24 protein-coding genes are annotated in these 23,700 nt (G+C 64.3%); 15 read left to right on the top strand and 9 right to left on the bottom strand.

The window, feature by feature from the left end; genetic code table 11:
- Position 1: 1 nt before the first annotated feature.
- Both SAB01S_RS13970 and SAB01S_RS13965 read left to right on the top strand, forming a co-directional pair.
- The gene (locus SAB01S_RS13970; protein ID WP_062733661.1) at positions 2 to 871 is read left to right on the top strand and encodes a CheR family methyltransferase; all 870 of its coding nucleotides are present in this window, start codon (positions 2 to 4) and stop codon (positions 869 to 871) included.
- Positions 855 to 2,747, top strand: coding sequence for a response regulator (locus SAB01S_RS13965; RefSeq protein ID WP_062733660.1), 1,893 nt, complete (start codon positions 855 to 857; stop codon positions 2,745 to 2,747). The genes SAB01S_RS13970 and SAB01S_RS13965 overlap by 17 nt, the downstream gene beginning before the upstream one ends.
- Here the strand turns inward: SAB01S_RS13965 and nadB are convergent.
- Genes nadB through SAB01S_RS13950 form a run of 3 tightly spaced genes read right to left on the bottom strand, consistent with a single transcriptional unit; the run spans position 2,744 to position 5,911 of the window.
- Positions 2,744 to 4,360, bottom strand: a complete 1,617-nt coding sequence (gene nadB / locus SAB01S_RS13960) for an L-aspartate oxidase (RefSeq protein WP_062733658.1) — start codon at positions 4,358 to 4,360, stop codon at positions 2,744 to 2,746. The two genes, SAB01S_RS13965 and nadB, sit on opposite strands and share 4 nt — an antisense overlap.
- An 11-nt stretch (positions 4,361 to 4,371) precedes the next feature.
- Positions 4,372 to 4,956 (bottom strand): hypothetical protein, encoded by a 585-nt coding sequence (locus tag SAB01S_RS13955; RefSeq protein WP_062733657.1) that lies wholly within the window; start codon positions 4,954 to 4,956, stop codon positions 4,372 to 4,374.
- 22 nt (positions 4,957 to 4,978) lie between these two features.
- Positions 4,979 to 5,911, bottom strand: a complete 933-nt coding sequence (locus SAB01S_RS13950) for an ABC transporter ATP-binding protein (RefSeq protein ID WP_062733655.1) — start codon at positions 5,909 to 5,911, stop codon at positions 4,979 to 4,981.
- Between the two features lie 250 nt (positions 5,912 to 6,161).
- Between SAB01S_RS13950 and SAB01S_RS13945 the strand changes: the two genes are divergently transcribed.
- On the top strand, positions 6,162 to 6,824 hold the full coding sequence (locus tag SAB01S_RS13945; protein WP_062733710.1) for an RpiB/LacA/LacB family sugar-phosphate isomerase: 663 nt from the start codon (positions 6,162 to 6,164) through the stop codon (positions 6,822 to 6,824).
- A 42-nt stretch (positions 6,825 to 6,866) separates the two neighbouring features.
- Here the strand turns inward: SAB01S_RS13945 and purN are convergent, their stop codons facing one another.
- Positions 6,867 to 7,817 carry a phosphoribosylglycinamide formyltransferase gene (gene purN / locus SAB01S_RS13940; RefSeq protein WP_062733709.1) on the bottom strand — a complete coding sequence of 317 codons (951 nt, stop codon included), beginning with the start codon at positions 7,815 to 7,817 and terminating at the stop codon, positions 6,867 to 6,869.
- A gap of 37 nt (positions 7,818 to 7,854) precedes the next feature.
- Entirely contained in the window at positions 7,855 to 8,949 is a 1,095-nt protein-coding gene (gene purM, locus SAB01S_RS13935; RefSeq protein WP_062733653.1) for a phosphoribosylformylglycinamidine cyclo-ligase, read from the bottom strand.
- Between the two features lie 75 nt (positions 8,950 to 9,024).
- On the opposite strand from purM, the gene SAB01S_RS13930 reads away from it, so the two are divergent.
- The 4 genes from SAB01S_RS13930 to SAB01S_RS13915 are packed head-to-tail and all read left to right on the top strand — an operon-like array spanning position 9,025 to position 14,620.
- Entirely contained in the window at positions 9,025 to 10,305 is a 1,281-nt protein-coding gene (locus SAB01S_RS13930) for a hypothetical protein (RefSeq protein WP_062733651.1), read from the top strand.
- Entirely contained in the window at positions 10,302 to 10,952 is a 651-nt protein-coding gene (locus SAB01S_RS13925) for a P-loop NTPase family protein (RefSeq protein ID WP_062733649.1), read from the top strand. The genes SAB01S_RS13930 and SAB01S_RS13925 overlap by 4 nt, the downstream gene beginning before the upstream one ends.
- 3 nt (positions 10,953 to 10,955) lie before the next feature.
- On the top strand, positions 10,956 to 13,094 hold the full coding sequence (locus SAB01S_RS13920) for an RNA degradosome polyphosphate kinase (RefSeq protein ID WP_021225947.1): 2,139 nt from the start codon (positions 10,956 to 10,958) through the stop codon (positions 13,092 to 13,094).
- Positions 13,095 to 13,102: 8 nt separating this feature from the next.
- Positions 13,103 to 14,620, top strand: coding sequence for a Ppx/GppA family phosphatase (locus SAB01S_RS13915; RefSeq protein ID WP_062733648.1), 1,518 nt, complete (start codon positions 13,103 to 13,105; stop codon positions 14,618 to 14,620).
- Positions 14,621 to 14,661: 41 nt separating this feature from the next.
- On the opposite strand, the gene SAB01S_RS13910 is transcribed toward SAB01S_RS13915, so the two are convergent.
- Positions 14,662 to 15,330, bottom strand: coding sequence for a c-type cytochrome (locus SAB01S_RS13910; protein WP_021225949.1), 669 nt, complete (start codon positions 15,328 to 15,330; stop codon positions 14,662 to 14,664).
- 159 nt (positions 15,331 to 15,489) lie between these two features.
- Between SAB01S_RS13910 and SAB01S_RS13905 the strand changes: the two genes are divergently transcribed.
- From SAB01S_RS13905 to SAB01S_RS13870, 8 genes are all read left to right on the top strand, one after another.
- Positions 15,490 to 16,380, top strand: coding sequence for a prephenate dehydratase (locus SAB01S_RS13905; RefSeq protein WP_062733646.1), 891 nt, complete (start codon positions 15,490 to 15,492; stop codon positions 16,378 to 16,380).
- A gap of 96 nt (positions 16,381 to 16,476) precedes the next feature.
- Positions 16,477 to 17,205, top strand: a complete 729-nt coding sequence (locus SAB01S_RS13900; RefSeq protein WP_062733644.1) for a sterol desaturase family protein — start codon at positions 16,477 to 16,479, stop codon at positions 17,203 to 17,205.
- Positions 17,206 to 17,279: 74 nt separating this feature from the next.
- Positions 17,280 to 17,633: a DUF2141 domain-containing protein gene (locus SAB01S_RS13895; protein WP_370308750.1), complete on the top strand. Its 354-nt coding sequence runs from the start codon at positions 17,280 to 17,282 to the stop codon at positions 17,631 to 17,633.
- 71 nt (positions 17,634 to 17,704) lie between these two features.
- Positions 17,705 to 18,553 (top strand): MipA/OmpV family protein, encoded by an 849-nt coding sequence (locus SAB01S_RS13890; protein WP_062733641.1) that lies wholly within the window; start codon positions 17,705 to 17,707, stop codon positions 18,551 to 18,553.
- A gap of 93 nt (positions 18,554 to 18,646) precedes the next feature.
- On the top strand, positions 18,647 to 19,558 hold the full coding sequence (locus SAB01S_RS13885; protein ID WP_062733639.1) for a tetratricopeptide repeat protein: 912 nt from the start codon (positions 18,647 to 18,649) through the stop codon (positions 19,556 to 19,558).
- A 5-nt stretch (positions 19,559 to 19,563) separates the two neighbouring features.
- Complete coding sequence (locus SAB01S_RS13880) at positions 19,564 to 20,178, top strand: LON peptidase substrate-binding domain-containing protein (RefSeq protein WP_062733638.1); 615 nt, start codon at positions 19,564 to 19,566, stop codon at positions 20,176 to 20,178.
- Positions 20,175 to 20,366, top strand: coding sequence for a Trm112 family protein (locus SAB01S_RS13875; protein WP_062733637.1), 192 nt, complete (start codon positions 20,175 to 20,177; stop codon positions 20,364 to 20,366). The genes SAB01S_RS13880 and SAB01S_RS13875 overlap by 4 nt, the downstream gene beginning before the upstream one ends.
- Before the next feature lie 69 nt (positions 20,367 to 20,435).
- Positions 20,436 to 20,825: a hypothetical protein gene (locus SAB01S_RS13870; protein WP_062733635.1), complete on the top strand. Its 390-nt coding sequence runs from the start codon at positions 20,436 to 20,438 to the stop codon at positions 20,823 to 20,825.
- A gap of 12 nt (positions 20,826 to 20,837) precedes the next feature.
- Here the strand turns inward: SAB01S_RS13870 and SAB01S_RS13865 are convergent, their stop codons facing one another.
- Genes SAB01S_RS13865 through SAB01S_RS13855 form a run of 3 tightly spaced genes read right to left on the bottom strand, consistent with a single transcriptional unit; the run spans position 20,838 to position 23,655 of the window.
- Entirely contained in the window at positions 20,838 to 21,269 is a 432-nt protein-coding gene (locus SAB01S_RS13865; protein WP_062733633.1) for a RidA family protein, read from the bottom strand.
- A 20-nt stretch (positions 21,270 to 21,289) separates the two neighbouring features.
- Positions 21,290 to 22,537, bottom strand: coding sequence for an aminotransferase class V-fold PLP-dependent enzyme (locus tag SAB01S_RS13860; RefSeq protein WP_062733632.1), 1,248 nt, complete (start codon positions 22,535 to 22,537; stop codon positions 21,290 to 21,292).
- Positions 22,534 to 23,655 (bottom strand): aminotransferase class I/II-fold pyridoxal phosphate-dependent enzyme, encoded by a 1,122-nt coding sequence (locus tag SAB01S_RS13855; protein ID WP_062733630.1) that lies wholly within the window; start codon positions 23,653 to 23,655, stop codon positions 22,534 to 22,536. The genes SAB01S_RS13860 and SAB01S_RS13855 overlap by 4 nt, the downstream gene beginning before the upstream one ends.
- Positions 23,656 to 23,700: the final 45 nt, after the last annotated feature.

Here is a 23,700-nt window from a genome sequence, read left to right as displayed (position 1 = left end):
GATGGACATGGTTGTGGCGGACGACGCCGGCGACGAGCTGCAATTGCTGGAGCTGGACAGCTTGCTCGACCTGCTGTGGCGTCGGCATCAGTTCGATTTTCGCGGCTATTCCCGGGGATCGATGCTGCGCCGCATGGTGCGGGCGCAGCAATATTTCCGGTGCGAAAGCCTGTCCATGTTGCAGCATCGCATGCTGCATGAGCCCGCGATCCTGCCCGACCTGCTGAGTTTCCTGACCATCCATGTCAGCGAGATGTTTCGCGACCCCGCCTATTTTCGCGCGCTGCGCGAGGAAGTGATTCCCCATCTCGCGACCTTCCCCTCGCTCAAGGTCTGGGTGGCGGGATGCAGTACGGGGGAGGAACTTTATTCCCTCGCCATTCTGTTCCGGGAGGAGGGGCTGGACAGTCGCACGCTGTTTTACGCGACCGACATCAGCCCGGCCGCGCTGCGCAAGGCGGAACTGGGCATCTATGACTTGGACCGGCTGGCGGGCTTTACCGCTAATCATCAGGCGTCGGGCGCGCGCACGTCTCTTAGCGATCATTATACCGCCGCTTATGGCGGCGCGCGTTTCGACCCCGGCCTGCGGGCGCGCACGGTCTTTGCCGAACATAGTCTGGTCAGCGATCAGGTGTTCGGCGAGGTGCATCTGATATCCTGCCGCAATGTCCTCATCTATTTCGATCGGCCCTTGCAGGACCGGGCGATCGGCCTGTTCCGGGACTCGCTGGTCCGCGGCGGTTTTCTGGGGCTTGGTGCAAAGGAAACCTTGCGTTTTTCAACCCATGCAAATGCATTTAGCGAATTTGCCGCGCAAGAGCGCGTCTACAGGAAAGCTGCAAGCGCAGGAAATGTCATCCATGTCTGAAGAACCGCCGATCAATTTCCTGCTGGTGGACGATGTGCCGCAGAATCTCGAAGCGCTCGAAGCGCTGCTCGCCGCTGACGGATTGCGCCTGTTCAAGGCGCAGTCGGGGGCGCAGGCGCTGGAACTGATGCTGGAGCATGAATTCGCGCTGGCGCTGCTAGACGTGCAGATGCCGGAAATGGACGGGTTCGAACTGGCCGAGATCATGCGATCGACGGAGCGGACGCGCGCTATCCCAATCATCTTTCTGACGGCGGTCGCGACCGATGAACAGCGCCGTTTTCGCGGATATGAGGCCGGCGCGGTCGATTATCTGTTGAAGCCCATCGACACGCGCATGCTGCGCAGCAAAACCGATGTCTTTTTCGAATTGAGCCGGCAGCGGCAGACACTAGCGCGCCAGCGCGACGCGTTGCGCGACACGGCCGAGCAACTGGCCACCACGCTCAACCGGCTCAATGCCCATCGCGACAATTCGCCGCTCGCCATTGTGGAGTTCGAGCCTGATCTGCGGCTGATCAGCTGGACGCGAGGGGCAGAGCGGCTGTTCGGCTGGTCGGCGGAAGCTGTGCTGGGACGTCACGCCGGGACGATCGGGTGGATGGACGCGGAGACGGCGGGCGCGGTGACGCGCCATGTCGCTGCGCTCACACTGGGCGGCGAACAGCGGGACATGCAGGTCCATACGGTCAAACGGATCGACGGCGCCGCGCTGGAATGCGAATTTTATTATTCGCTGCTGCTGGATCATCAGGGCCGGCCGGCATCGGTCAGCGTCCAGATACTGGATATCACCGAACGGCGGCGGGCGGAGGAAACGCAGCATCTTCTGATCGGCGAGCTGAACCACCGGGTCAAGAATACGCTGGCGTCCGTGCAGGCGATCGCGTTCCAGACACTCAAAGGTGCGCCTAGCCCCGCTGAATTCGCCGACAAATTCACCGGTCGCCTGCAGGCTCTGGCGCAGGCCCATTCCCTGCTCAGCCGTCAGACCTGGCAGAGCGCGAGCCTGTCGCAACTGGTGCAGGACCAGCTGGACCTGGGCACGATAGATGAGGGGCGCTGTTCCGTGTCCGGCCCTCAGGTCGAATTGCCGCCCAATCTGGCGCTGCATCTGGCGCTGGTCCTGCATGAACTGGGCACCAATGCCGCCAAATATGGCGCATTGTCCAACCGCGAAGGGCATGTGTTCATCGACTGGCGGATAACGGATGACCGGTTGTTGCTGAGCTGGCGCGAGAGCGGCGGTCCTGCCGTCACCCCGCCCACGCGCAAGGGCTTTGGCACGGTGCTGGTCGAACGAAGCCTGTTGGGGGAGGGCGGGGTCGTCAGCGCCGACTATCCGGTGGAAGGCGTGCACTGGCAGTTCGACCTTCCCTGGTCGCCTGTCGTCGTGGCGGATATGGGACCAGCGCGCCTGTCGACCGGCGGCGCGGCTCCCGAGCCGGTCATCTATGGCGAGCGTCTCAACAGCCACACCATCCTGGAAGGATTGGACTTTCTGGTCGTCGAGGATGAGCCGTTGATCGCATTCGAACTGGCCGATGTGCTGACCGATGCGGGCGCGCGCGTTGTGGGCACGCCATCGACACTGGACGAAGCGGTCGATGCGGTCGAAACGCTTGCGTTCGACGCGGCGATCCTGGACGGCAATTTGCAAGGAGCGGCGGTCGACCAGATCGCCGAGGCGCTGGATCGCCGGGGCATACCTTTTCTGTTTCTGTCGGGTTATGGCCCCGAACATCTGCCCGTCGCCTTCAATGGGCGGCCGCTGCTCAACAAGCCGTTCGACCGGGGCAATCTGCTAACCCTTTTGCGCCACATCGTCGAAGCCGACGCACCCGAACCGTTGCCGGGCCGCCGGGTCGCGGGCTAGGGGGCCAGCACCGTATCGACCGCCTGGGGCAGCGTGTCGGGATAGTCGAGCGTATAGTGCAGGCCCCGGCTTTCCTTGCGATGGAGCGCGGAGCGGACGACGAGGCGCGCGACCTCCAGCAAATTGCGCAATTCGATAAGGTCGGGCGTCACGCGGAAATTGCCGTAATAATCGTCAACTTCCCGCGCCAGCAGGTCGATGCGGTGCTGCGCCCGCTCCAGCCGCTTGGTGGTGCGGACAATCCCGACATAGTCCCACATGAAGCGACGGATTTCCTTCCAGTTATGCTGGACGATGACTTCCTCGTCGCTGTTGGTGACGCGGCTTTCGTCCCAGGCGCGGATCGCGGGTGGTGGGGGCAGCTGATCCCAGGACCCGCGAATATGCTTGGCCGCCGCTTCGCCGAAGACGAAACATTCGAGCAGCGAGTTGGACGCCAGGCGATTGGCGCCGTGCAGGCCGCTTTCGGTCACTTCGCCGGCGGCATAGAGGCCGGGCAGGTCGGTGCGCCCGTCCAGATCGATGATGACGCCGCCGCAAGTATAATGCTGCGCCGGGACGACCGGGATCGGCTCTTTGGTGATGTCGATGTCGAGGTCCAGTAGGCGCGCATAGATGGTGGGGAAGTGATGCTTCACAAATTCGGGCGGCTGGTGGCTGATGTCGAGATGGACATAGTCCAGACCCAGGCGCTTGATTTCATGGTCGATCGCGCGCGCGACGATATCGCGCGGGGCGAGTTCGGCGCGATCGTCGAAACGCGGCATGAAGCGCTCGCCCCCGCCCGGCACCCCGGGGGGGAGCTTCAGATGGCCGCCTTCGCCGCGCACCGCTTCTGTGATAAGGAAATTCTTGACCTCCAGATTATAGAGGCAGGTCGGGTGAAACTGGTTCATCTCCATGTTGGAGACGCGGCAGCCCGCGCGCCAGGCCATGGCGATGCCGTCACCGGTCGCGCCGCGCGGCGCTGTGGAAAAGAGATAGGTGCGGCCCGCGCCGCCGGTGCACAATATGGTCGCGCGGCCGATAAGGGCATCGACGCGCTTGGTCGCCTTGTTGAAGGCATAGACGCCCCAGACATGGCCGTCGCCCGAATAGCGCTCGCCATGGCGTGAGGTAATAAGGTCGATCGCGACCATATCCTCCATCAGCGTGATGTTGGGATTGGCGCGCGCGGCTTTCAGCAAGGCGACCTGCACGGCGTGGCCGGTGGCGTCATCGACATGGACGATGCGGCGGTGGCTGTGCCCGCCCTCCCGCGTCAGATCCCAGCGCTTGCCAAAGGCCTCGCCGCCATCCGCGCTGGGGTTGAAGGGTACGCCCAGCGCCGCCAGCCGCTCGATCGCGGCGGGCGCTTCGGATACGACGAACTCCACCGTCTCGCGATTGTTGAGGCCCGCGCCCGCGACCATCGTGTCATCGACATGCGCCTCGAAACTGTCGCCTGCATCGAGTACAGCGGCAATGCCCCCCTGCGCCCAGTTGGTCGAGCCGCCATCGAGCGCGCCCTTGGCCAGCACCAGCACCTTGCGGTCCTGCGCCAGATTGATGGCGGCGGTGAGGCCGGCGGCGCCGGAACCGATGATGATGACGTCATGGGTGATTGTGGGCATGGATGCCGCTCCTAGCTACGGCTGAATAGCGAGCGAAAGAAGCTGCGCTGTCGGGGTGTGACGGATGTTTGCTCGATGATTGTCCAGTCTGGTCGGCGTCCATCTATTTCCCAAAGATCATGTCGAAAGCCTGTGATGCTTTGGGCCAACTCAATCGGAATTTCGAAAATGAAATCAACCTCAGCGCTATTCCGGTCCTCCTCCTGCTGTTCACGTAACAACCTGCTTCTGATTTCGGGAAGGGTGCTCGGCAAGTCACCGACTAAGGTAAGATCATGCAACGCGGTTTGCGTATCATGAGAGACGCTCCATTTTTCAGCTCCGTCATCAGCGCCGCGTGCCGCGCTGAACATTAGGCCTTCATGCAGTTGGCAGGCAATTGCTCTCTGGGTTGGAAAGGGAAGTTTGACGGATTGCGTTTCTATCCAGCCAAAATCATTCGACCAGATGATGCTCCACCCGTTAGGCAACTGAGCAGCGGAGAAGGGAGCTTCGTTAGCTTCGTCCGATACACCGGTGTCATGGAAGCCGAGCGCATCGAGCAGGGTGGCCTTGTCGAGCGCTTCAAATGCCAGCCATGAAATCTTGAAGCCCATAATATCCCCTCCCTCTTGCCATTTACGCCGCCGCCGTCAGGTGCAGGAAGACGTCCTCCAGGTCCGGATCGCGCGTCACTACGTCCACGATCGACAGGCCGCTGGCCTGCACGGCGCTCAGCACCTGGCCGGCATTGGCGCGGTCCTTGCTGTAGGTGATGGTGAGCGTGCGTTCGCCGGTCAATTCGACCTTTTCAAAGCAGGGCGCGTCCGGCGCGGCCGTGAGGTCGCGATCGACCGTCACCTGCACCACCTTTTCCTGCGCCATGGCGATGAGCTCGCGGGTCGGCTTGTCGGTGATGACCTTGCCATGGTTGATGATGCCGATGCGATCGCACAGTTCTTCGGCTTCCTCGAGATAATGGGTGGTAAGCACGATGGTGACGCCCATGGCATTGAGTTCGCGCACATAGTCCCATAGCTGCTGACGCAATTGCACGTCGACGCCGGCGGTGGGTTCGTCCAGCACCAGAATGGGCGGGGAATGGACCATCGCCTTGGCGACCAGTAGGCGGCGCTTCATGCCGCCCGACAGGGTGCGGGCATAGGCATTGGCCTTGTCATCCAGATGCACCGCGCGCAACAATTCCATCGACCGACGCTTGTCCTTGGGCACGCCGTAGAAGCCCGCCTGGTTTTCCAGCGTTTCCAGCGGCGTGAAAAAGGGGTCGAAGACGATCTCCTGCGGCACGATGCCGATCGAATTCTTGGCATTGCGTGGATTGACGTCGATGTCGAAGCCCCAGATGCGCACGTCCCCCGCGCTCTTGTTCACCATCCCGGCCAGGATGTTGATGGTGGTCGACTTGCCCGCGCCATTGGGACCGAGCAATCCGTAAATCTGGCCGCGCGGAATGGTGAGGTCGATGCCATCGAGCGCACGCTTTCCGCCCTTGTAAACCTTGGTGAGGTTACGGATTTCGATGGCGGCTTGCGGGGCAGGGCGGTCAGTCATTGCTGCTCTATGGGGATCGTGACGGCAGAAGGGAAGAGGGCGGAAGCTTTGATCGGGCAAGCCTGGACCGGCGCTTATGGGCGATTTGGGCCGGCGCGGTGCGGGGTGCGTCAATCGGGCTGAATATGGGCTTGATGATTTCCGCTGTGGCATTTTTCGTGTAGGGACGAGATTCCCAAGGTGTGGGCATGCGTTCCAAAACCTGCACCGCTAATGGCCTTTCCATCCGCCACTCATTTGGAGACTAATGATGAAAATCGCCCTGATTACGGAAAACAGCCAGGCGGCCAAGAATGCGACGATCCATTCGGCATTGACCGCCGTCGCCGAACCGCTGGGCCATGAAGTGTTCAACTATGGCATGTATACGGCCGAGGATAAGGCCTCGCTGACCTATGTCATGAACGGTATCCTGACCGGCATCCTGCTCAATTCCAAGGCGGTCGACTTCGTCGTCACCGGCTGCGGCACCGGCATGGGATCGATGCTGGCATGCAACGCCATGCCCGGCGTGTTCTGCGGACTGGTGATCGACCCCACTGACGCGTTCCTGTTCGCGCAGATCAACGATGGCAACGCCATTTCCATGCCCTATGCCAAGGGTTTTGGCTGGGCTGCCGAGCTGAACCTGCAGGATGTCTACCGCAAGCTGTTCGAAGGCGAGCGTGGTCTTGGCTATCCCAAGGAGCGGGCGGAAATCATGGCGAAGAACCGCGGCATCCTGAAATCCCTGAAGGACGCATCGTGCAAGGACATGGTGACCGTGCTGAAGTCGATCGATCAGGATCTGCTCAAGGCCGCGATCGCTGGCGAACGCTTCCAGGAATATTTCTTTGCCAACGCGCAGGATGAGGCGATCCGCGATTATGTGAAGGGCGTGCTGGAAGGCGCGCCCGCACTCGCAGACGCCTGAGCCTGACACAACCGGGCGGCCATCGCGCCGCCCGGTTCGCCCTCAAAAATCTTCGGCGATGTCCATGAGGCCGAGCAGCGTCTTCGGCGCGACCTGCCGCCAGCTGGCGCGAAGCCGATCGCTGATATGGTCCCAGTCGTTGACGCCCTGGTCCAGCCGGATGCCGACCCAGTCCGTACCGAAATAGGCGGGGCGGTAATAGCGGTCCGGGTCGGCTTCGATCAGCGTCGCCTGTTCATCCGGCGCGGTGGTCTTGACCAGCAGCGCCACTATGCCGTCGCCATGATGGTCGCGGGTGAACCAGGCGAATTTCTTGCCCTTTTCGATCCCGAAACACGGCATGCCGTGGGAGATGACCTCGTCCGCCTGGGGCAGGGCAAGGGCAATTTCCCGGACGCGATTGAGCATCCATTCGGGCTGCTGTTCGCGCGTGACGAACTCCGCCAGCGTGCGCGAATAGAGCTGATGTTCGGCGATAAGAATACGGGCGGCCAGGCTGTCGGCGCTGTCGCCGGGCAGGATGGCCACGGGGGTTTGCGCCAGCACCGGTCCATCGTCCAGTTCCGCCGTGACGATATGCACCGAACACCCGGCATGGCTGTCCCCGGCATCGATCGCCCGCTGGTGCGTGTCGAGGCCCTTATATTTGGGGAGCAGGCTGGGATGGATGTTGAGCATCCGGCCGTCCCATGCCCGCACGAATTCGGGCGACAGAAGCCGCATATAGCCCGCCAGCGCGACATAGTCCGCACCCGCAGCGCGCAGTTGCGCATCGATGATCGAATCAAATTCGGCGCGTTTCAGCCCTTTGTGACTCTGGCCAAAGGTCGCGATGCCCTCCGCCTCGGCCAGCGCCAGACCCGGTGCCGCCGGATCATTGGCGGCGACTAGCACGATCTCATAAGGACAGCTGTGCGCCTTTGCGGCGTAGAGCAACGCCGCCATATTCGATCCCCGCCCGGAAATCAGAACAGCGACCCTGGCCTTTGCCATCATTTTCCCTCCGTTCCGCCGGACAAGGTTGGTGGCATCACCCCAGATGGGTGGCCGACCAGGCGGCTTTGGCGCTCCAGCTTTCGGCGCTGCCCCGGACGGTGCAGCCCTTGTCCCCGGTCACGACGGCGCCGATGGCGAACACGGTTTCGCCCGCATCCTCCAACGCCTTTGTGACGGCGGTGACATGCGCTTCATCGACGGCGAGCACCATGCCGATGCCGCAGTTGAAGGTGCGCGCCATTTCTTCGGGTTCGATATGCCCCTGCGCCTGCAGGAAGGCCATCAGCCGGGGCTGGTCCCAGGCGTCAGCTTCAATCACGGCGTGGGCGCCGTCGGGCAGGACGCGCGGGACATTTTCCAACAGCCCGCCCCCGGTGATATGCGCCAGCGCGTTGACGAGGCCCGCCCGCACCAGCGGCAGCAGGCTCTTCACATAGATACGCGTGGGCGCCATCAGCGCGTCGACCAGCAGCATGTCCTGGTCGAACAGGGCAGGGCGGTCGAGCTTCCACCCCTTGTCGGCGGCGAGGCGGCGGACCAGCGAATAGCCGTTGGAGTGCACGCCCGAAGAGGCGAGGCCCAGCAGCACGTCGCCGGCCTTGACCCGATTACCGGTCAACGCCTTGGATCGTTCCACCGCCCCTACGCAAAAACCCGCAAGGTCATAGTCGCCGTCCGCATACATGCCCGGCATTTCGGCGGTTTCGCCGCCAATGAGCGCGCAGCCCGCCTGACGACATCCTTCTGCGATGCCGGCGATGACGCGTTCGGCGACGCCGCTTTCCAGCCGGCCGGTCGCGTAATAATCGAGGAAGAAGAGTGGTTCGGCGCCCTGCACGATGAGGTCATTGGCGCACATCGCGACCAGGTCGATGCCCACGCCATCATGGCGGTCATGGTCGATCGCCAGCTTGAGCTTGGTGCCGACGCCATCATTGGCGGCGACCAGCAGTGGATCGTCATAGCCCGCCGCCTTCAGATCGAAAAAGCCGCCAAAGCCGCCCAGTTCCGCGTCCGCACCCGGCCGGCGCGTCGCCTTGGCCAGGGGCGCGATGGCGCGGACCAGGGCATTGCCAGCGGCGATGTCGACGCCAGCCTTGGCGTAGCTGTAGGATTCGTTGTCGCTCATGATCAGCGCCCCTAGAACAAAGAGGCGCAAAACGGAAGCTTGGCATCCCGGGCATTACACGCCAAAAGGGCGCGCGTGAGCCTCAGCCCGTCCCTGTCCCGTCCCCTTTCCCGGCCCGTGGCGCTCTTGCGCCTCCTGTCCCGGCCCATCCAGATCGCGGTCGCCATCGCCCTTGGCCTGCTGGCCGCCGCTCTGTTTGCCCAGATGGAGGGGGAACGCGGCGTCCCGCCGATCGCCAGCGGCGGCGATTTTGAGGTGACGGGCGTCAAGGTGGACGTGGAGGCCAAGGACGCCGACAGCGCCCGTTATGCCGGCTGGCGCATGGCGCAGCGGCAGGCGTGGCGCATGTTATGGAGCCGCACCCATGGCGGGGCGGGCGCGCCTGCACTGTCCGATTCGCAGCTGGAAGGCATGATTTCTGGGATCGAGATCGAGCAGGAGCAGATCGGCCCGACGCGCTATGTCGCGACGCTGGGCGTCATGTTTGATCGTGCGCGCACCGGGCAGTTGCTCGGCGTGTCGGGCAATGTCCGCCGGTCGCCGCCGCTGCTCGTCATTCCAGTGATGTGGGATGGCGGTTCCGCCGTGTCCTATGAGCGGACCAATGAATGGCAGAAGGCCTGGGCGCGCTATCGGACGGGTGAAAGCGCCATCGATTACGTGCGTGTCGCCGGATCGATCGCCGATCCGATCCTGCTTAATGCCGGCCAGACCGGGCGGCGCGGCCGCCTGTGGTGGCGGGTGCTGCTGGACCAATATGGCGCGGCCGATGTCGTCATTCCGATCGTGCGGCTGGAGCGCGCCTATCCCGGCGGTCCGATCACGGCAACCTTCACCGCGCGCTATGGTCCCGACAACAGCCTGATCGGCAGCTTCGCGCTGCGCGCGTCCAACGCCAGCGGCCTGGCGCAGATGCTGGACGAGGGCGCAAAGCGGATCGATGCGCTATATACAGACGCACTGAACGACGGCCGCCTGCGTCCTGACCCGTCGCTCATCATCGAGGAGCCGGTCGATCCCGCCGCGCTGGAGATTGAGAATGCCATCGAGGCGCCGATCGAGGCGGTCGATGTGCCGGTGCCGGGCGCCAGCACGACGGGCAGCTTCACGATCCAGTATGACACGCCCGACGTCAGCTCCGTTGGCGCGGGCGAATCGGCGGTCCGGTCTATTCCGGGCGTACGCTCGGCATCGACCAGCAGCCTGGCGCTGGGCGGCACGTCGGTGATGCAGGTCGGGTTTGACGGCAGCATCGACATGCTGCGGACCGGACTTCAGGCGCGCGGATATCAGGTCGCCGTAGCCGGGACGACGCTGCGCATCACGCGGCGACAGGCGCCGCCGCCCGCCCAATGAGCCAGATCAGCCTTCCGTTCGAAGGCCATGGGGGGAAGGGCGACGACGATTTTCTGGTGAGCGAGTCCAATCAGGTCGCCGTCGCCTATTTGGAGCGCTGGCGCGAATGGCCGCTGTCCATCGCCGTGCTGGTCGGACCGGCCCGGTCGGGACGCTCGATGCTGGCGCGTCAGTTCGCCCGCATGAGTAGCGGAGATGTCATCGACGATGCGCAGGAGGCAGGCCGTCCGCTGGACGATCATCGGCTGTTCCACGCTTGGAACGCCGCGCAGACGGACCATCGCCCGCTCTTGCTGGTGGGGCAGGCGCCGCCGGCCAGCTGGCCCGCCACCTTGCCCGACCTGCGATCCCGGCTGGCCGCCGTTCCCCATGTCGCCATCGATGCGCCCGACGAGATGCTGACGCGCGCGCTCATCCAGCGCAGTTTCGATACCGCTGGCGCGGCCTATTCCCCCGATGTGCCAGACTGGCTGGCGCGGCGGATCGAGCGGTCCTATGCCGCCATCGACATGATCACGCGCCTGCTGGATCGCGCCGCCTTGTCATCTGGACGCAAGATTTCGGTCGCAATGGCGAAAGAGGCCCTGCAATCCGCGGGTATCCTGCCTATAGTCCCGTCCGATCCTTCCTCAGCGCAACGCGAGTAGTCCGTGGCCGAAGCCGATCCCATTGCCAATCTGTCGCTGCCCAGCGATCGCTATTTCAATCGCGAGCTGTCCTGGCTGGCGTTCAACCAGCGCGTGCTGGAAGAGGCGATGAACCGCGCTCATCCGCTGCTGGAGCGATTGCGCTTCCTGTCGATTTCGGGCGCGAATCTGGACGAGTTTTTCTCTGTCCGCGTCGCGGGCCTCAAGGGGCAGCAGTTGCAGAATGTCGACATGCGCTCCGCCGACGGGCTGACGCCGGCGCAGCAATTGTCCGCCATCACCGAGACGACGGGCACGCTGATGCGCGCGCAGCAGAAAGTATGGGGCGCGCTGCATGGCGAACTGACGCAGGTGGGGGTGGAGGTCATCGGGCCATCGGCCGAGATGGACAATGTCTGCGCCGCCTGGCTGCGCGAGCATTTCCTGACACAGATATTCCCGATCCTGACGCCCCAGGCGCTCGACCCGGCGCATCCCTTTCCCTTCATTCCCAATCAGGGGCTGTCGATCGTTTTCGATCTGGAGCGCCTGTCGGACAAGCAGCCGATCCGCGAGCTGGTGATGATCCCTTCCTCGCTCGCGCGGTTCGTGCGCGTGCCGGGGGAACCGGCGCGCTACATGGCGCTGGAGGCGGTGATCCGGCGCTTTTCAGCAGACCTTTTCCCCGGCTATCGCGTCCGCAACAGCGGCGTGTTCCGCATCATCCGCGACAGCGATATCGAGATCGAGGAGGAAGCCGAGGATCTGGTCCGCTATTTCCGCAGCGCCATCAAGCGCCGCCGGCGCGGGCGCGTCATCCGCATGGAGATTGAGGAGCGCATTCCCGAGCCGGTCGAGGAAATGCTGCAGGACATGCTCCAGGGGCATGAGGCGATCATCGAGGAAGTGGAGGGCTTTGTCGGCATCGGCGACCTGTCCGGCATCGTCGACGAGGACCGGCCCGACCTCAAATTCGAACCCTATGCCCCGCGCTTTCCCGAGCGCATCCGTGAATATGGCGGCGACTGTTTTGCGGCGATCCGGGCGAAGGACATCGTCGTCCATCACCCCTATGAAGCCTTCGACGTCGTCATATCCTTCCTGAAACAGGCGGCGTCCGACCCTGATGTGGTCGCGATCAAGCAGACGCTCTATCGCGCGGGCAAGCAATCGGCGATCATCCGGGCGCTGATCGACGCGGCCGAAGCGGGCAAGTCCGTGACCGCCGTGGTCGAGCTCAAGGCGCGATTCGACGAGGAACAGAATCTGATGTGGGCGGACGCGCTGGAGCGCGCGGGCGTTCAGGTCGTCTATGGCTTCATCGACTGGAAAACCCATGCCAAGGTGTCGATGGTCGTGCGGCGCGAAGGGGAGCAGTTTCGCACCTACTGCCATTTCGGCACCGGCAATTATCACCCGATCACCGCGCGCATCTATACCGACCTCAGCTTCTTTACCGCTGATCCCGATTATGGCCGCGATGCCGCCGCGCTGTTCAACTATATCACCGGCTATGTCGAACCGCAGGGGCTGGAGAAACTGGTGATGAGCCCGCGCGACCTGCGCAATCGCCTGTGCGAATTGATCGAGGCGGAAATCGACCATGTGCGCGCCGGGCGACCCGGCACCATCTGGGCCAAGATGAACAGCCTGGTCGACCCGGCCATCATCGAAAAACTCTATGCCGCCAGCAATGCCGGCGTGCGGATCGAACTGATCGTGCGCGGCATCTGCTGCCTGCGGCCGGGGGTGCCGGGCATGTCGGAGAATATCCGGGTAAAATCGGTCGTCGGCCGGTTCCTTGAGCATAGCCGCATCACCGTGTTCGGCAATGGCAAGGCGCTGCCCAACAATGGCGCGAAAGTCTATATCAGCTCGGCCGACTGGATGCCGCGCAATTTCGATCGCCGCGTGGAATTCCTCGCCCCGGTGGAAAGCGGCACCGTGCACGACCAGATCGTCGATCAGGTGATGGTCGCCAACCTCATAGATACGGAACAGAGCTGGGAGCTGGATGCCGAAGGCCATTATAGCCGCGTCGAAATGGGCGAAAAGCCGTTCAACCTGCATCGCTATTTCATGACCAATCCCTCGCTTTCGGGACGCGGCGCGGCGCTGGACAGCGACGCCGTCCCGACCTTGCGTTTGCGCAGCGGGGGTTGAGCGACGCCATGAATTCGATGCTGAGCCGTGTCCGGGCCGTAGCCGAACAGATGGTGACTTCGCCCGAGCCCGCCCATGCGCGCACGGCGATCATCGACATCGGATCGAACAGCGTGCGCCTGGTCATCTATGACGGGCCGCGCCGCATCCCCTTCATCCTGTTCAATGAAAAGGTGATGGCGGGGCTGGGTGCCTCGCTCGCCCGCACCGGAGCGATCGAGCCCGAAGCGAAGGAGCGGGGCCTGCGCGCCCTTGGCCGCTTTGCGCATCTGTGCCGGTCGATGAAGGTCGCGGAAATACGCTGCGTCGCCACGGCGGCGGTGCGCGATGCGACCAACGGCCCCGACTTCATCGCCCGCGCCAAGGCCATGGGGCTGACGGTCGAATTGCTGACCGGCGCGCAGGAGGCGATCGGCGCGGCCATGGGCGTCTTGTCGGGCATTCCGGGCGCGGACGGCATTGTCGGCGATCTGGGCGGCGGCAGCCTGGAACTGGCGCGGGTGCGGGGCGGGGCGGTGGAACAGACCATATCGCTGCCGCTGGGCGTGCTGCGCCTGCCGCAGATCCGCGCCAAGGGGCCGCGCGCATTGGAGCGCTCCGTCGCCAAGATGCTGGACAAGGCCGGATGGACGCCGGAGCCGGGCCTGCCCTTCTACATGGTCGGCGGGTCGTGGCGGGCGCTGGCGCGCTTCGACATGCAGCTCACGCATTTTCCGCTGCCGGTTGTCCATCAATATGAGATGACGGCTGCGCGCGCGGAGCAGCTGACCCGCATCGTCAGCCATGTCGACAAGGCGCGGCTGAAACAGATTCCGGCCATGACGGGATCGCGCGTGCCGACGCTGCCCGATGCCGCTGCCTTGTTGTCGGTGGTGGTGCGCCAGCTCAAATCGAGCCGGCTGGTGGTGTCCGCCTATGGCCTGCGCGAAGGATTGCTGTACGAAGCGCTGCCGCCCGAAATCCGGGGGCATGATCCCCTGTTGGTCGCGGCCGAGGCGGAAGGGGAGGCGCAGGCGCGCTTTCGCGGCCATGGGGACAGAATCGACCGCTGGATCGCCCCGTTGTTCACCGATGACGATGCCTCGGCGCGCCGCATTCGCCGGGCCGCCTGCCTGCTCGCCGATGTCAGCTGGCGCGCCAATCCCGATTTTCGGGCCGAGCGCGGCGTGGAAATCGCGCTGCACAGCAATTGGGTCGGCATCGACGCGGCGGAACGGGCGATGCTGGGACAGGCACTTTGCAGCCATTTTGGCGGCGGCGTTGCGCCGCTGCCCGCGCTGGAGCGAATCGCCAGGCCCGACCGGTTGCAGCGCGCCATCCTGTGGGGCCTTGCCATCCGACTGGCCCAGCGCATGTCGGGCGGAGTCGAAGCCCCCTTGGCGGTATCGCGGCTGGAGCGGCACGACGACCGCATCGACCTGTACCTGCGCGCAGAGGACGCCGATCTCTATGGCGAGGCCGTTGAACGTCGCCTGCGCCATCTGGCCCAAGCCATGACGCTCAAATATCGGATGATGAACAGCTGACGGGCGCGGGGGCGCCGCTGCCCGTCAAACGCTGATAGCGCTTATTCGCTCTCGCCCGTGGTCGGCGTGGCGGGGCCGCCGGCTGTGGCGGCACCGGCGGGTGCCGCGCCTTCGACGCTCTCGGCGGCATTGGTCGCGTTGCCCGCCGCTTCGGCTGGCGTGGCGCTCGCTTCGGCCGGCTCGGCGTCTGCAGCGGGAAGGGGGAGGTTGGACCCCTGCGTATTCAGCCAGGCGATCAGGTTGGCGCGGTCGGCGGGATTGCCAAGGCCGGCGAAGGTCATCTTGGTGCCCGGCGCGAATTCACGCGGGCTTGTGAGCCAGGCGTCCATATTTTCGAACGTCCACTGGCCGCCCTTGCTCTTGAGCGCGTCGGAGAAGGCAAAGCCCGCCTTGCCCACGGCGATTGCTTCGCCGACCGTTCCCCACAGGTTGGGACCGATGCCGTTGGCTCCGCCCTGATTCACGGTGTGGCACGCGGCGCATTTGGCAAAGACCTTCTCGCCCGCCGCGACGTCGGCGCTCGCGAGCAGCGTGTTGAGGCTGGGGCCGCTGTCGCCGCCTTCGCCCTCGGCCTCCACGCCTTCAATCGCGTAGCCCATCTTTTCGGGGCGTTCGGTATCGAAATATTTGGAACTGACGATCGCGCCACCCAGGGCGATAATGCCCGCAAACAAAGCCCAGCCCGCCACGGTATTGAAACGATCGCCCATCTCGCTCGACTTCCCTTGCTCTTGTCTGGCGGCTGTCAGTCGCGCCCCCTCTTGTGCGCTGCCATAATGGGGCTGGCGCGATGGTGCAAGCCGGGTTGATAGACGAATGCGCAGGGCGCTTGCGCCGGCCGGGGGGAAATCCTAAGCGCGCAGGCGCAAATGGAAAATTATCCTGCCCCCGCCCGCGCGATCGTCGCAGACCTGGCCGCCAAGGCCGCAGCCGATCCGGCGCGCGCCGTCGCCTATCAGGGCGCTCCGGGCGCCAATTCGCATCTGGCGGCGCTGGGCTATGCGCCCGATTGCGTGCCATTGCCCTGCTTTGCGTTTGAAGATGCGATCGATGCCGTGCGCAAGGGTGAGGCCGACCGTGCCATCATCCCGATCGAAAACAGCCTGCACGGGCGCGTGGCGGACATGCATTTCCTGCTGCCCGAATCGGGCCTCCACGTCATCGACGAATATTTCCTGCGTATCCGTCATTGCCTGATGGCGCCCGATGCGACGCCCGTGACGAGCGCGGTCAGCCATGTCCAGGCGTTGGGCCAATGCCGCCACTATCTGCGCGAACGCGGTATCCAGCCGGTCGCCTATGCCGATACGGCGGGCGCGGCGGCGCTGGTCGCCGAACGCAAGACGCCGGGGGAAGGGGCGATCGCGCCCTATCTGGCGGCCGAACTTTATGGGCTGCGGCTGATCGCGGAGAATATCGAGGATAGCGACGATAATATGACCCGCTTTCTGGTGCTGGCGCGCGAGGCGAAAAGGCCGGTCGCGGGCATCGGCCCGGTCATGACCACCTTCCTGTTCGAAGTGAAGAATGTGCCGGCCGCGCTATACAAGGCGATGGGCGGCTTTGCGACCAATGGCGTCAACATGACCAAGCTGGAAAGCTATCAACGCGGCGCCAGCTTTGCCGCCACGGAATTTTTCTGCGACATCGAAGGCATGCCGGGCGATGCGGCGGTCGATCGGGCGCTGGCGGAGCTGGAATTCCACACCAAATGGGTGCGGCAACTGGGCAGTTATCGGCAGGCGCGCCCGCGCACCTGAGGCGCGACGCTCCAGTCGGCGGCTGGGCAAGCGTCGAGGAAAAGCCCGGCGCGCTCCACCCTTTCGCCCGCCTTGCTTCAAGGCTATAGGCCGCCCATGGTCGCAGCTATCCTTCTGTCCGCCCTGGCGATGAGCGTCATCGTCGGCGTGCGCTACCTGGTGGCAAGCGGCGGCTTTGCGCTGGCGACCCGTATTCGCCAGCCCGGTCTCTACCGGGGGCTGGAGCGGCAGATGGGCCGCGAAATGCGCTGGTCGCTTCTTTCGGCCTTCATCTACGGCGTGCCGGCGGGGATCGTCGCCTGGGGCTGGCAGGCGCGGGGCTGGACGCGGATATACAGCGACATCAGCGACTATCCGCTCTGGTATCTGCCGCTGTCGGTGCTGCTCTACCTGCTGGCGCATGACTGCTGGTTCTACTGGACCCATCGCTGGATGCACCAGCCACGCCTGTTCCGCATCGCCCACGCCGTCCATCATGCCAGCCGCCCGCCGACCGCCTGGGCGGCGATGAGCTTTCATCCCTGGGAAGCGCTTACCGGAGCGATCGTCATTCCAGGCCTCGTGTTCCTGATCCCCATCCATGTCGGCGCGTTGGCCGTCGTCCTGACCGTCATGACGATCATGGGGGTCAGCAATCATATGGGGTGGGAGATGTTTCCGCGCTGGATGGTGCGCGGTCCGATGGGCGCCTGCCTGATCACGGCGAGCCATCATCAGCGCCACCATGAATATTATGCTTGCAATTATGGGCTATATTTTCGTTTCTGGGACCGTCTATGCGGCACCGACAAGGGGCTGGGTGAATTTGTGAAGGGGCGCGCGTGAAGGCGGTCAGTCTCAGTCTGGTAGCATATCTGGTCATGGGCGCGGCGCCCGTCACCCTGCCGCAGCCGCTCAGCATGGCGCTGGAGGGGCTGCGGTCGGCCAAGGGGCAGATATTGATCTGCGTCACCCGCGACCCGGATCATTTCCCCGATTGCACCGATGATCCCGACAAGCGGCATTTCGCCATCCCGGCGTCCAGCGACACGGTGACGCTGGGGCAGTTGACGCCGGGCAGTTATGCCATCGCCATCATTCACGACGAAAATCGCAATGGCCGGCTGGATACCTTTGCCGGCATTCCGCGCGAAGGCGTCGGCTTTTCGCGCAACCCCGTGCTGCGTTTCGGCGCGCCCAGTTTCCGCTCCGCCAGTTTCACGATCAGCGGCGCGCCGGTCGAGCAGGATATCCAGCTCAAATATTTCCTGTGATGGCAATCGGGAACCTGTAACCCCCCCGAAACATTCTGCCTTCCGAAGTAATATTGGAAACAGGGGTCTTCATGCCATCCATCCGTAGCCTTGTGGCCGCGACTTTTGTCGCGTCCCTGTCCTTTGCGGCGTCCGCCCAGGCACAGGAGGTGGAGGATCACAGCAACCTCACGGTCGGCGTCGGCGCCGCCGTGATACCAAGCTATGAAGGGTCGGACGATTATCGCGTCATTCCCGTGCCGCAGCTGCGCGGCAAGGTGCATGATTTCGCCTTCTGGACGCGCGGGCCGGCCTTGTTCGTCGATGTCATCCCCAATCGCAGCGACGACGGCATCGATGTCCAGCTTGGCCCCGTGGTCGGCGCACGATTCGATCGCACCAGCCGCAAGCGCACCAAGGACGACGCGGTTGCCGCGCTGGGCAAGCTCGACACCGCGATCGAGGTGGGCGGTTTCGTCGGCATTGGCAAGACCGGCGTGATTACCAGCGCCTATGACAATCTGTCGGCGCGCGTCACCATCACCAAGGATGTGGCCGGCGCGCATGACAGCATCATCGTGACGCCTGCGATCGAATATTTCACCCCCCTGTCGATCCGCAGCTTTGTCGGTCTGGGCGTGTCGGCCGATTATGTTGGCAAGAAATTCGGCCGCTATTATTTCGACGTAACGCCCGATCAGGCGGTGGCGAGCGGGCTGCCCGCTTATGATCGCGCTGGCGACGGGTCCGGCTTTCGCAAGATCAACCTCAACCTGACCGGCGGCTATTCCCTGTCGGGTGACATTCGCCGGGGTTGGACGCTCTTTGCGCTTGGCGGCTATTCGCGCATGCTTGGCGATTATGCGGACTCGCCTGTGGTCGCGATTGCCGGGTCGAAGAATCAGTGGATCGGCGCAGTCGGGGTCGGCTACACCTTCTAAGCGCCATTCTGCCTTGTTCCTTGGGGGTGACGCCCCACATAAGGCGCTGTAAGGCAGCGGCCTTGACGGACCAAATTGGCAGGAGATGACGACGTGGCGACCCTGGGACTGAGCGACACCGAAAAGGCGGCGGTTGAGGCGTTTCGCCGCGATGTCGTCGATCCTTCGCGCACCAGCCTGGTCATTGTCGATTTCTGGGCGGAATGGTGCGGACCGTGCAAACAGCTGGCGCCGGTCATCGAAAAGGTCTGCGCCGACTATGCCGCCAAGGGCGTCAAGCTGGTCAAGGTCAATGTCGATGAAAATGGCTTTATCGCAAGCCAGTTTCGCGTGCAGTCCATACCCACGGTCTACGCCGTGTTTCAGGGTCAGCCAGTAGCCGATCTGTCGCAGGCGCGGACAGAAGGACAGTTCAAGCAATATCTCGACCAGTTGCTGGCCCAGCTGCCGATCGAGTCCGATGAAAAGGCGTTGCAACAGGAGGTCGCGCCGCTGATCGCCATGGGTGAGGAAATGCTCGCGGGCGGCGAACATGAGCGTGCTCTGTCGATCTTTTCCCAGATCGCGGAGATGGACCCGGACAATGCCGAGGTCGTCAGCGGTCAGGCGCGTGCCCTCATCGCTCTTGGCCAGTTGGACGACGCCGAAGCGCTGATCGCCAGCTTGTCGCCAGAAGTGGCGAAGCATCCGGCCATCGATCAGGCCCGAGCGGCGATCGCGTTGAAGCGCGAAGCGCGGCCCATGACCGATCTGTCCGACCTCGAATCCAAAGTCGCGGCCGATCCCGACGATCATCAGGCGCGGTTCGACTTGGCGGCGGGCCTGATGGGCAATGGCGATCGCGATGGCGCCGCCGACATGCTTCTGGAAAGCGTCCGACGCGACCGCGCCTGGAACGATGGTGCGGCGCGCGCGCAACTGGTCAAGATTTTCGAGGCCGTGGGTCTGGAAGATCCCTGGGTGGCGGCGCAACGGCGCAAGCTGTCGCAGATATTGTTCGCGTAACGGCGATGGCGACGACGCGCGTCTCCATCTTTCCCTTGTCCGGGGCTTTGCTGCTGCCGGGCATGGACTTGCCGCTGCACATTTTCGAGCCGCGCTATCGCGCCATGATTCATGACGCGATGGCGCGCGATCGCCGGATCGGCATGATCCAGCCGCGGGGCGAAGGCCCGGTGCCGACGCTCTATGATGTCGGATGCCTGGGTCATGTGAGCCATATCGAGGCGCTGGAGGATGGCCGTTTCAACATCATCCTGACGGGACTTGCGCGCTTTCGGGTTCTGCGCGAGTTGCCGGTCGCGACGCAATTCCGCCAGATCGAGGCGGAGGTGGAGCAGGCGCCGGACGAGGACGAAGTGCTGTCGGCCGTGGAGCGTGCGGCGCTGGAGCAGGAATCGCGGCGCTTTGCCGACATGCTGGGCTATGTCGTCGACTGGACGGCGGTGTCGCGGTTGGATGACGTGGCTCTGGTGAATGGCATCGCCCAGATCGCGCCCTTTGATCCTGCATCCAAGCAGACGCTGCTGGAAGCCGACAGCCTGTCCGAACGATCGGAACGGATCATTCAGCTGATGCAGATTATCGGCCGGATCGAGCGCGACGGCGGCGCGACGTTGCAATGAACGATGCGACCGATGAGGTGCCACCAATAGACCCATGGCTGCTGGGCAAGCTGGTCTGCCCGGTGACACGCACGCAACTGCGCTGGGATGCCGGGAGGCAGGCTCTGGTGTCAGACGCGGCCATGCTCGCCTTTCCCGTGCGCGATGGCGTGCCGGTGCTGGTGGCGCGGGAAGCGTCTGCGCTGTAAGACGCGGTTAAGCAGCCGCTGATATGAGGTGCCTCGCGCCGAGCCGTCACAGCTGTTAGGGTGATCCCGATGTTCTTGCAATTGGCCCTTCTTGGTCTGGCGACCCCGAGCGTCGCGGCCGCAACGGCTGCTCCGCCGGCCGCCAACCCGGTCCCCCTGGTCGAAACCCGGGGATTGACCTGCGCCGACGAAAGCTCCGTTCGCGATATCGTGATTGATTTCACTGCGGGGCGCTGGCGCGAAGCCGGGCGCGAATGGAGCAAGATCGTCGCGCAGGACGATGCGACGATCACATTGGTCAAGCAGGGCGGCGGGCTGCTGAGCGACCTGCGCCGGGTCGAGCGGTTGGACCGCGCGACGCTGGTACTGTCGACCGAACTGCACACGGGCCTGATCGACGAGAAACGCGCCTATCATTGCCGCATCGTGCCGCCTTTCGATGCGGAACGGCAGATTTAGGGCAGCGCTAGTTCACCGCAGCGCGGCGATACATTCGACTTCCAGGGGCGCGCCCAACGCCAGGCCATTCGCGCCGAAGGCGCTGCGGGCGGGTAGGCGCTTGCCCTTGAAATAGGGCAGATAGGCTGCGTTGAACCGTGGCCAGTCCGTCATGTCGGCCAGCATCACCGTGCATTTGACGATGTCGCCATAATCCAGCCCGTTCGATGTCAGGATCGCGCCGATCGCGTCCATCGCGCCTTTGACGGCGGCATCGAATCCGTCGGTATGCCGATCCATGCCTTCAGGCACCTGACCGATCTGGCCGGACAGGAAAAGAAGGCCGCCCGCGGGCACGGCAGGCGAAAAGGGCAATTGCGCGGGCACAGGCGGCGGGGCTGCGGCGGGCTGGGCCAAGGCCGGCGCGGCGGTGCACAGCAGAAGAGCAGTGAGGGCAGATTTCATGGTGATCTCTCCTTTAAGGGTCAGGCGCGGGGCAGCGCGCCGAGCAGCCGCTCGACATCGCGCATATCGGTAAAGACCGATGGGGCGATCCGAAAATGATGATCGTGCAGCGATAGGCGCACCTGCGCGCGCGTCAGGGTAGCGGCCAGCCTTGCCCGAGCGTCGGGCAGAAGGGCGGTGAGCAGGGGCGTGCGCGCGTCGGCGGGCGTGATGAGACGATAGCCTTTGGCTGTCAGCCCTTCCCGCAACGCGCCGATCATCTGCTGCGCATGGGCCTGGATCGCCGGGACGCCGATGGCCGCGATATAATCAAGGCCATGGTCGATCGCGGGGATGACGGCCTGCGCATAGGTGCCAGTGCCGAAATGGCCGAGCGCGCCGGTCCGGTGGACATAGCTGGTGGGGGCTGGCCCTGGCGGGTCCATGGGATAGACATGGGTTTGCGGCGGCGACAGGCCGATGCCCGGCGCAGCGCCGGGCGCGGCAAAGCCATAATAGCCAAAGTCCGCCAGCCGAAGGTCATCCAGAATGCCGCGCCGGGCATAGAGAAAGCCCAGGCCAAAATCGCCCATCAACCATTTATAGGTGGCGCAGGCGGTGAAATCGACGCCGCTGTCGTGCAGGTCGACCGGCACCGCGCCGGCGGCATGGATGATGTCGGCATAGACCAGCGCCCCGACCGCGTGGGCGAGCGCGCAGACCGCCTTCAGGTCATGCTGGAACCCGTTATAGGTTGATACGAGCGAGAGGCTGACCAGCCCGGTGCCAGGCGTGATCGCGCGGGCCATGTCCTCCAGCAAGATGCGCCCGTCGCGCGCCCGAACCCAGGTTACGTCGACGCCTTGGCTGGCCAGTTCCTGATACATGGGGAAGGCGGCGTAGAAATGCAGCGTGTCGGTTACGATGCGGCCGCCAGCGCCGGGAAACCCCAGCGCGCGCAGCACGGCCTGTTCGCCCATGGTGGTCGATTGCACCCATGTCACTTCACCAGGATCGGCATTAACCAGCCGCGCGAAACGGGCGATCGTGGCGGCGCGATCCACCGGCGGCGGCGCGGCAGGATCAAGCGTGCGGCCCGCGGCATAGGCATCCATTGCGCGCCGCGCGCCAAGGATCATCGGGTGGATCGACGCGCTGTCCAGATAGGCGACGGGGGTCGGCGCGAAACTGGACTTGTCGGGCAGGGCAGGGGGACTGGCGGCTGCTGCCTTGACCGCCACCGGTGTCGCGAGCGCAGAGCCGATCGCCTGCCGCCGGGACAGCGTCACGCCAGAACTTTGAGCAGGGCGGTCTTAAACGCCTGCATCTCCGCTGCCGTACCGATGGATACGCGCACCCAGTCGTCCATATGCTTGCGCGGTCCGCCAATGAAGATGCGATCGCGCGCGAGCGCGGCCGTCACATCGGCCCCCGGTCGGCCGACATGGATCATCAGAAAACTCGCTTCGCTGGGCAAGGCGCGCAGGCCCTGCGCCGCGCACCAGGCAATGAGGTCGTCACGCACGGCCTTGTTCTGCGCCTTGCGCATGGGCACCAGATCCGCGTCGAGCAGGCTGGCTTCGGCTGCGATCACGGCGGGCATGGGCGTGATGTTGACGCCATGGCGCGCCATTCCGTCCAGCAAATCCTTGCGCCCGGCGATCAGGCCGCAGCGCAGGCCTGCAAGGCCATAAATTTTGGAAAAGGTGCGCGTCACCAGCAGGTCGGCACCCGATGCCACCAGGTCGAGGCAGCTTTGCGCGTCGCTGAACTGGATATAGGCTTCGTCTACAAGGAGGATGCTGTCCTTTGGCTTGTTGGCGAGCAGCCAGTCGATGTCCGCCCGCGCCACCGGCAGGCCGGTCGGGTTGTTGGGATTGCACAGATAATAAACGCCTGCATCGGGCGCGGCGGCCAGCAATGCCCTGGGGTCGGCCTTGAAATCGCCCGACAACGGCACCGCGACCGATCGCGTCACGCTTTCATTGCTAAGGCCGAGGAATCCCTGATCGAATGTCGGTTCGAAATAGGCGATTGGCCGTTCCTGCGAACTGTAGCTCAGCGCGACCGAGCGCAGCGGCATGAAGGAACCGGGGTGAACCTGAACCTGGTCGGCGGCGAGGCCATTTTGCCGGGCGAACAGGCTTTCCAGCTTGCCGGCAAAGGCCATGCCATAACGCCCGGACAGGGGCGGCAATCCGGCCAGCGCCGCCAGCGCGGCGGGGCCGGGCCCCACGGGATGTTCGTTGCTGTTGATATAGACGCCATCGGTCAGCGTGGCGATCATGCCGGCCGGATCGTCGGGCAGCGCAACCGCGCGGCCGCGTTGCGCGATGGCGGGCACTGCGGACATGGCGCCCGCCGCCGCCACGGCGCCGCGCATCATCATTCGTCGGGACAGGGACATGAGCACCTTCCAATGGCCAAAAGCAAAAGGGCCGATCCATCGCTG

Source organism: Sphingobium abikonense NBRC 16140 (assembly GCF_001598335.1).
Taxonomy (GTDB): Bacteria; Pseudomonadota; Alphaproteobacteria; order Sphingomonadales; family Sphingomonadaceae; genus Sphingobium; species Sphingobium abikonense.
Note: the sequence above shows the minus strand (reverse complement) of the source record. Positions and strands in the feature narration are given on the sequence as shown.

What these genes read in the sequence shown, in the direction of transcription:
- SAB01S_RS13865 (WP_062733633.1), bottom strand. Translation starts at nt 21,269, where the DNA reads ATGAAATCTGCCCTCACTGCTCTTCTGCTGTGCACCGCCGCGCCGGCC.
- SAB01S_RS13965 (WP_062733660.1), top strand. Translation starts at nt 855, where the DNA reads ATGTCATCCATGTCTGAAGAACCGCCGATCAATTTCCTGCTGGTGGAC.
- purN (WP_062733709.1), bottom strand. Translation starts at nt 7,817, where the DNA reads ATGGCAAAGGCCAGGGTCGCTGTTCTGATTTCCGGGCGGGGATCGAAT.
- purM (WP_062733653.1), bottom strand. Translation starts at nt 8,949, where the DNA reads ATGAGCGACAACGAATCCTACAGCTACGCCAAGGCTGGCGTCGACATC.
- SAB01S_RS13910 (WP_021225949.1), bottom strand. Translation starts at nt 15,330, where the DNA reads ATGGGCGATCGTTTCAATACCGTGGCGGGCTGGGCTTTGTTTGCGGGC.
- SAB01S_RS13900 (WP_062733644.1), top strand. Translation starts at nt 16,477, where the DNA reads ATGGTCGCAGCTATCCTTCTGTCCGCCCTGGCGATGAGCGTCATCGTC.
- SAB01S_RS13875 (WP_062733637.1), top strand. Translation starts at nt 20,175, where the DNA reads ATGAACGATGCGACCGATGAGGTGCCACCAATAGACCCATGGCTGCTG.
- SAB01S_RS13905 (WP_062733646.1), top strand. Translation starts at nt 15,490, where the DNA reads ATGGAAAATTATCCTGCCCCCGCCCGCGCGATCGTCGCAGACCTGGCC.
- SAB01S_RS13970 (WP_062733661.1), top strand. Translation starts at nt 2, where the DNA reads ATGGACATGGTTGTGGCGGACGACGCCGGCGACGAGCTGCAATTGCTG.
- SAB01S_RS13925 (WP_062733649.1), top strand. Translation starts at nt 10,302, where the DNA reads ATGAGCCAGATCAGCCTTCCGTTCGAAGGCCATGGGGGGAAGGGCGAC.
- SAB01S_RS13895 (WP_370308750.1), top strand. Translation starts at nt 17,280, where the DNA reads ATGGCGCTGGAGGGGCTGCGGTCGGCCAAGGGGCAGATATTGATCTGC.
- SAB01S_RS13870 (WP_062733635.1), top strand. Translation starts at nt 20,436, where the DNA reads ATGTTCTTGCAATTGGCCCTTCTTGGTCTGGCGACCCCGAGCGTCGCG.
- SAB01S_RS13915 (WP_062733648.1), top strand. Translation starts at nt 13,103, where the DNA reads ATGAATTCGATGCTGAGCCGTGTCCGGGCCGTAGCCGAACAGATGGTG.
- SAB01S_RS13950 (WP_062733655.1), bottom strand. Translation starts at nt 5,911, where the DNA reads ATGACTGACCGCCCTGCCCCGCAAGCCGCCATCGAAATCCGTAACCTC.
- SAB01S_RS13955 (WP_062733657.1), bottom strand. Translation starts at nt 4,956, where the DNA reads ATGGGCTTCAAGATTTCATGGCTGGCATTTGAAGCGCTCGACAAGGCC.
- SAB01S_RS13855 (WP_062733630.1), bottom strand. Translation starts at nt 23,655, where the DNA reads ATGTCCCTGTCCCGACGAATGATGATGCGCGGCGCCGTGGCGGCGGCG.
- SAB01S_RS13880 (WP_062733638.1), top strand. Translation starts at nt 19,564, where the DNA reads ATGGCGACGACGCGCGTCTCCATCTTTCCCTTGTCCGGGGCTTTGCTG.
- nadB (WP_062733658.1), bottom strand. Translation starts at nt 4,360, where the DNA reads ATGCCCACAATCACCCATGACGTCATCATCATCGGTTCCGGCGCCGCC.
- SAB01S_RS13945 (WP_062733710.1), top strand. Translation starts at nt 6,162, where the DNA reads ATGAAAATCGCCCTGATTACGGAAAACAGCCAGGCGGCCAAGAATGCG.
- SAB01S_RS13890 (WP_062733641.1), top strand. Translation starts at nt 17,705, where the DNA reads ATGCCATCCATCCGTAGCCTTGTGGCCGCGACTTTTGTCGCGTCCCTG.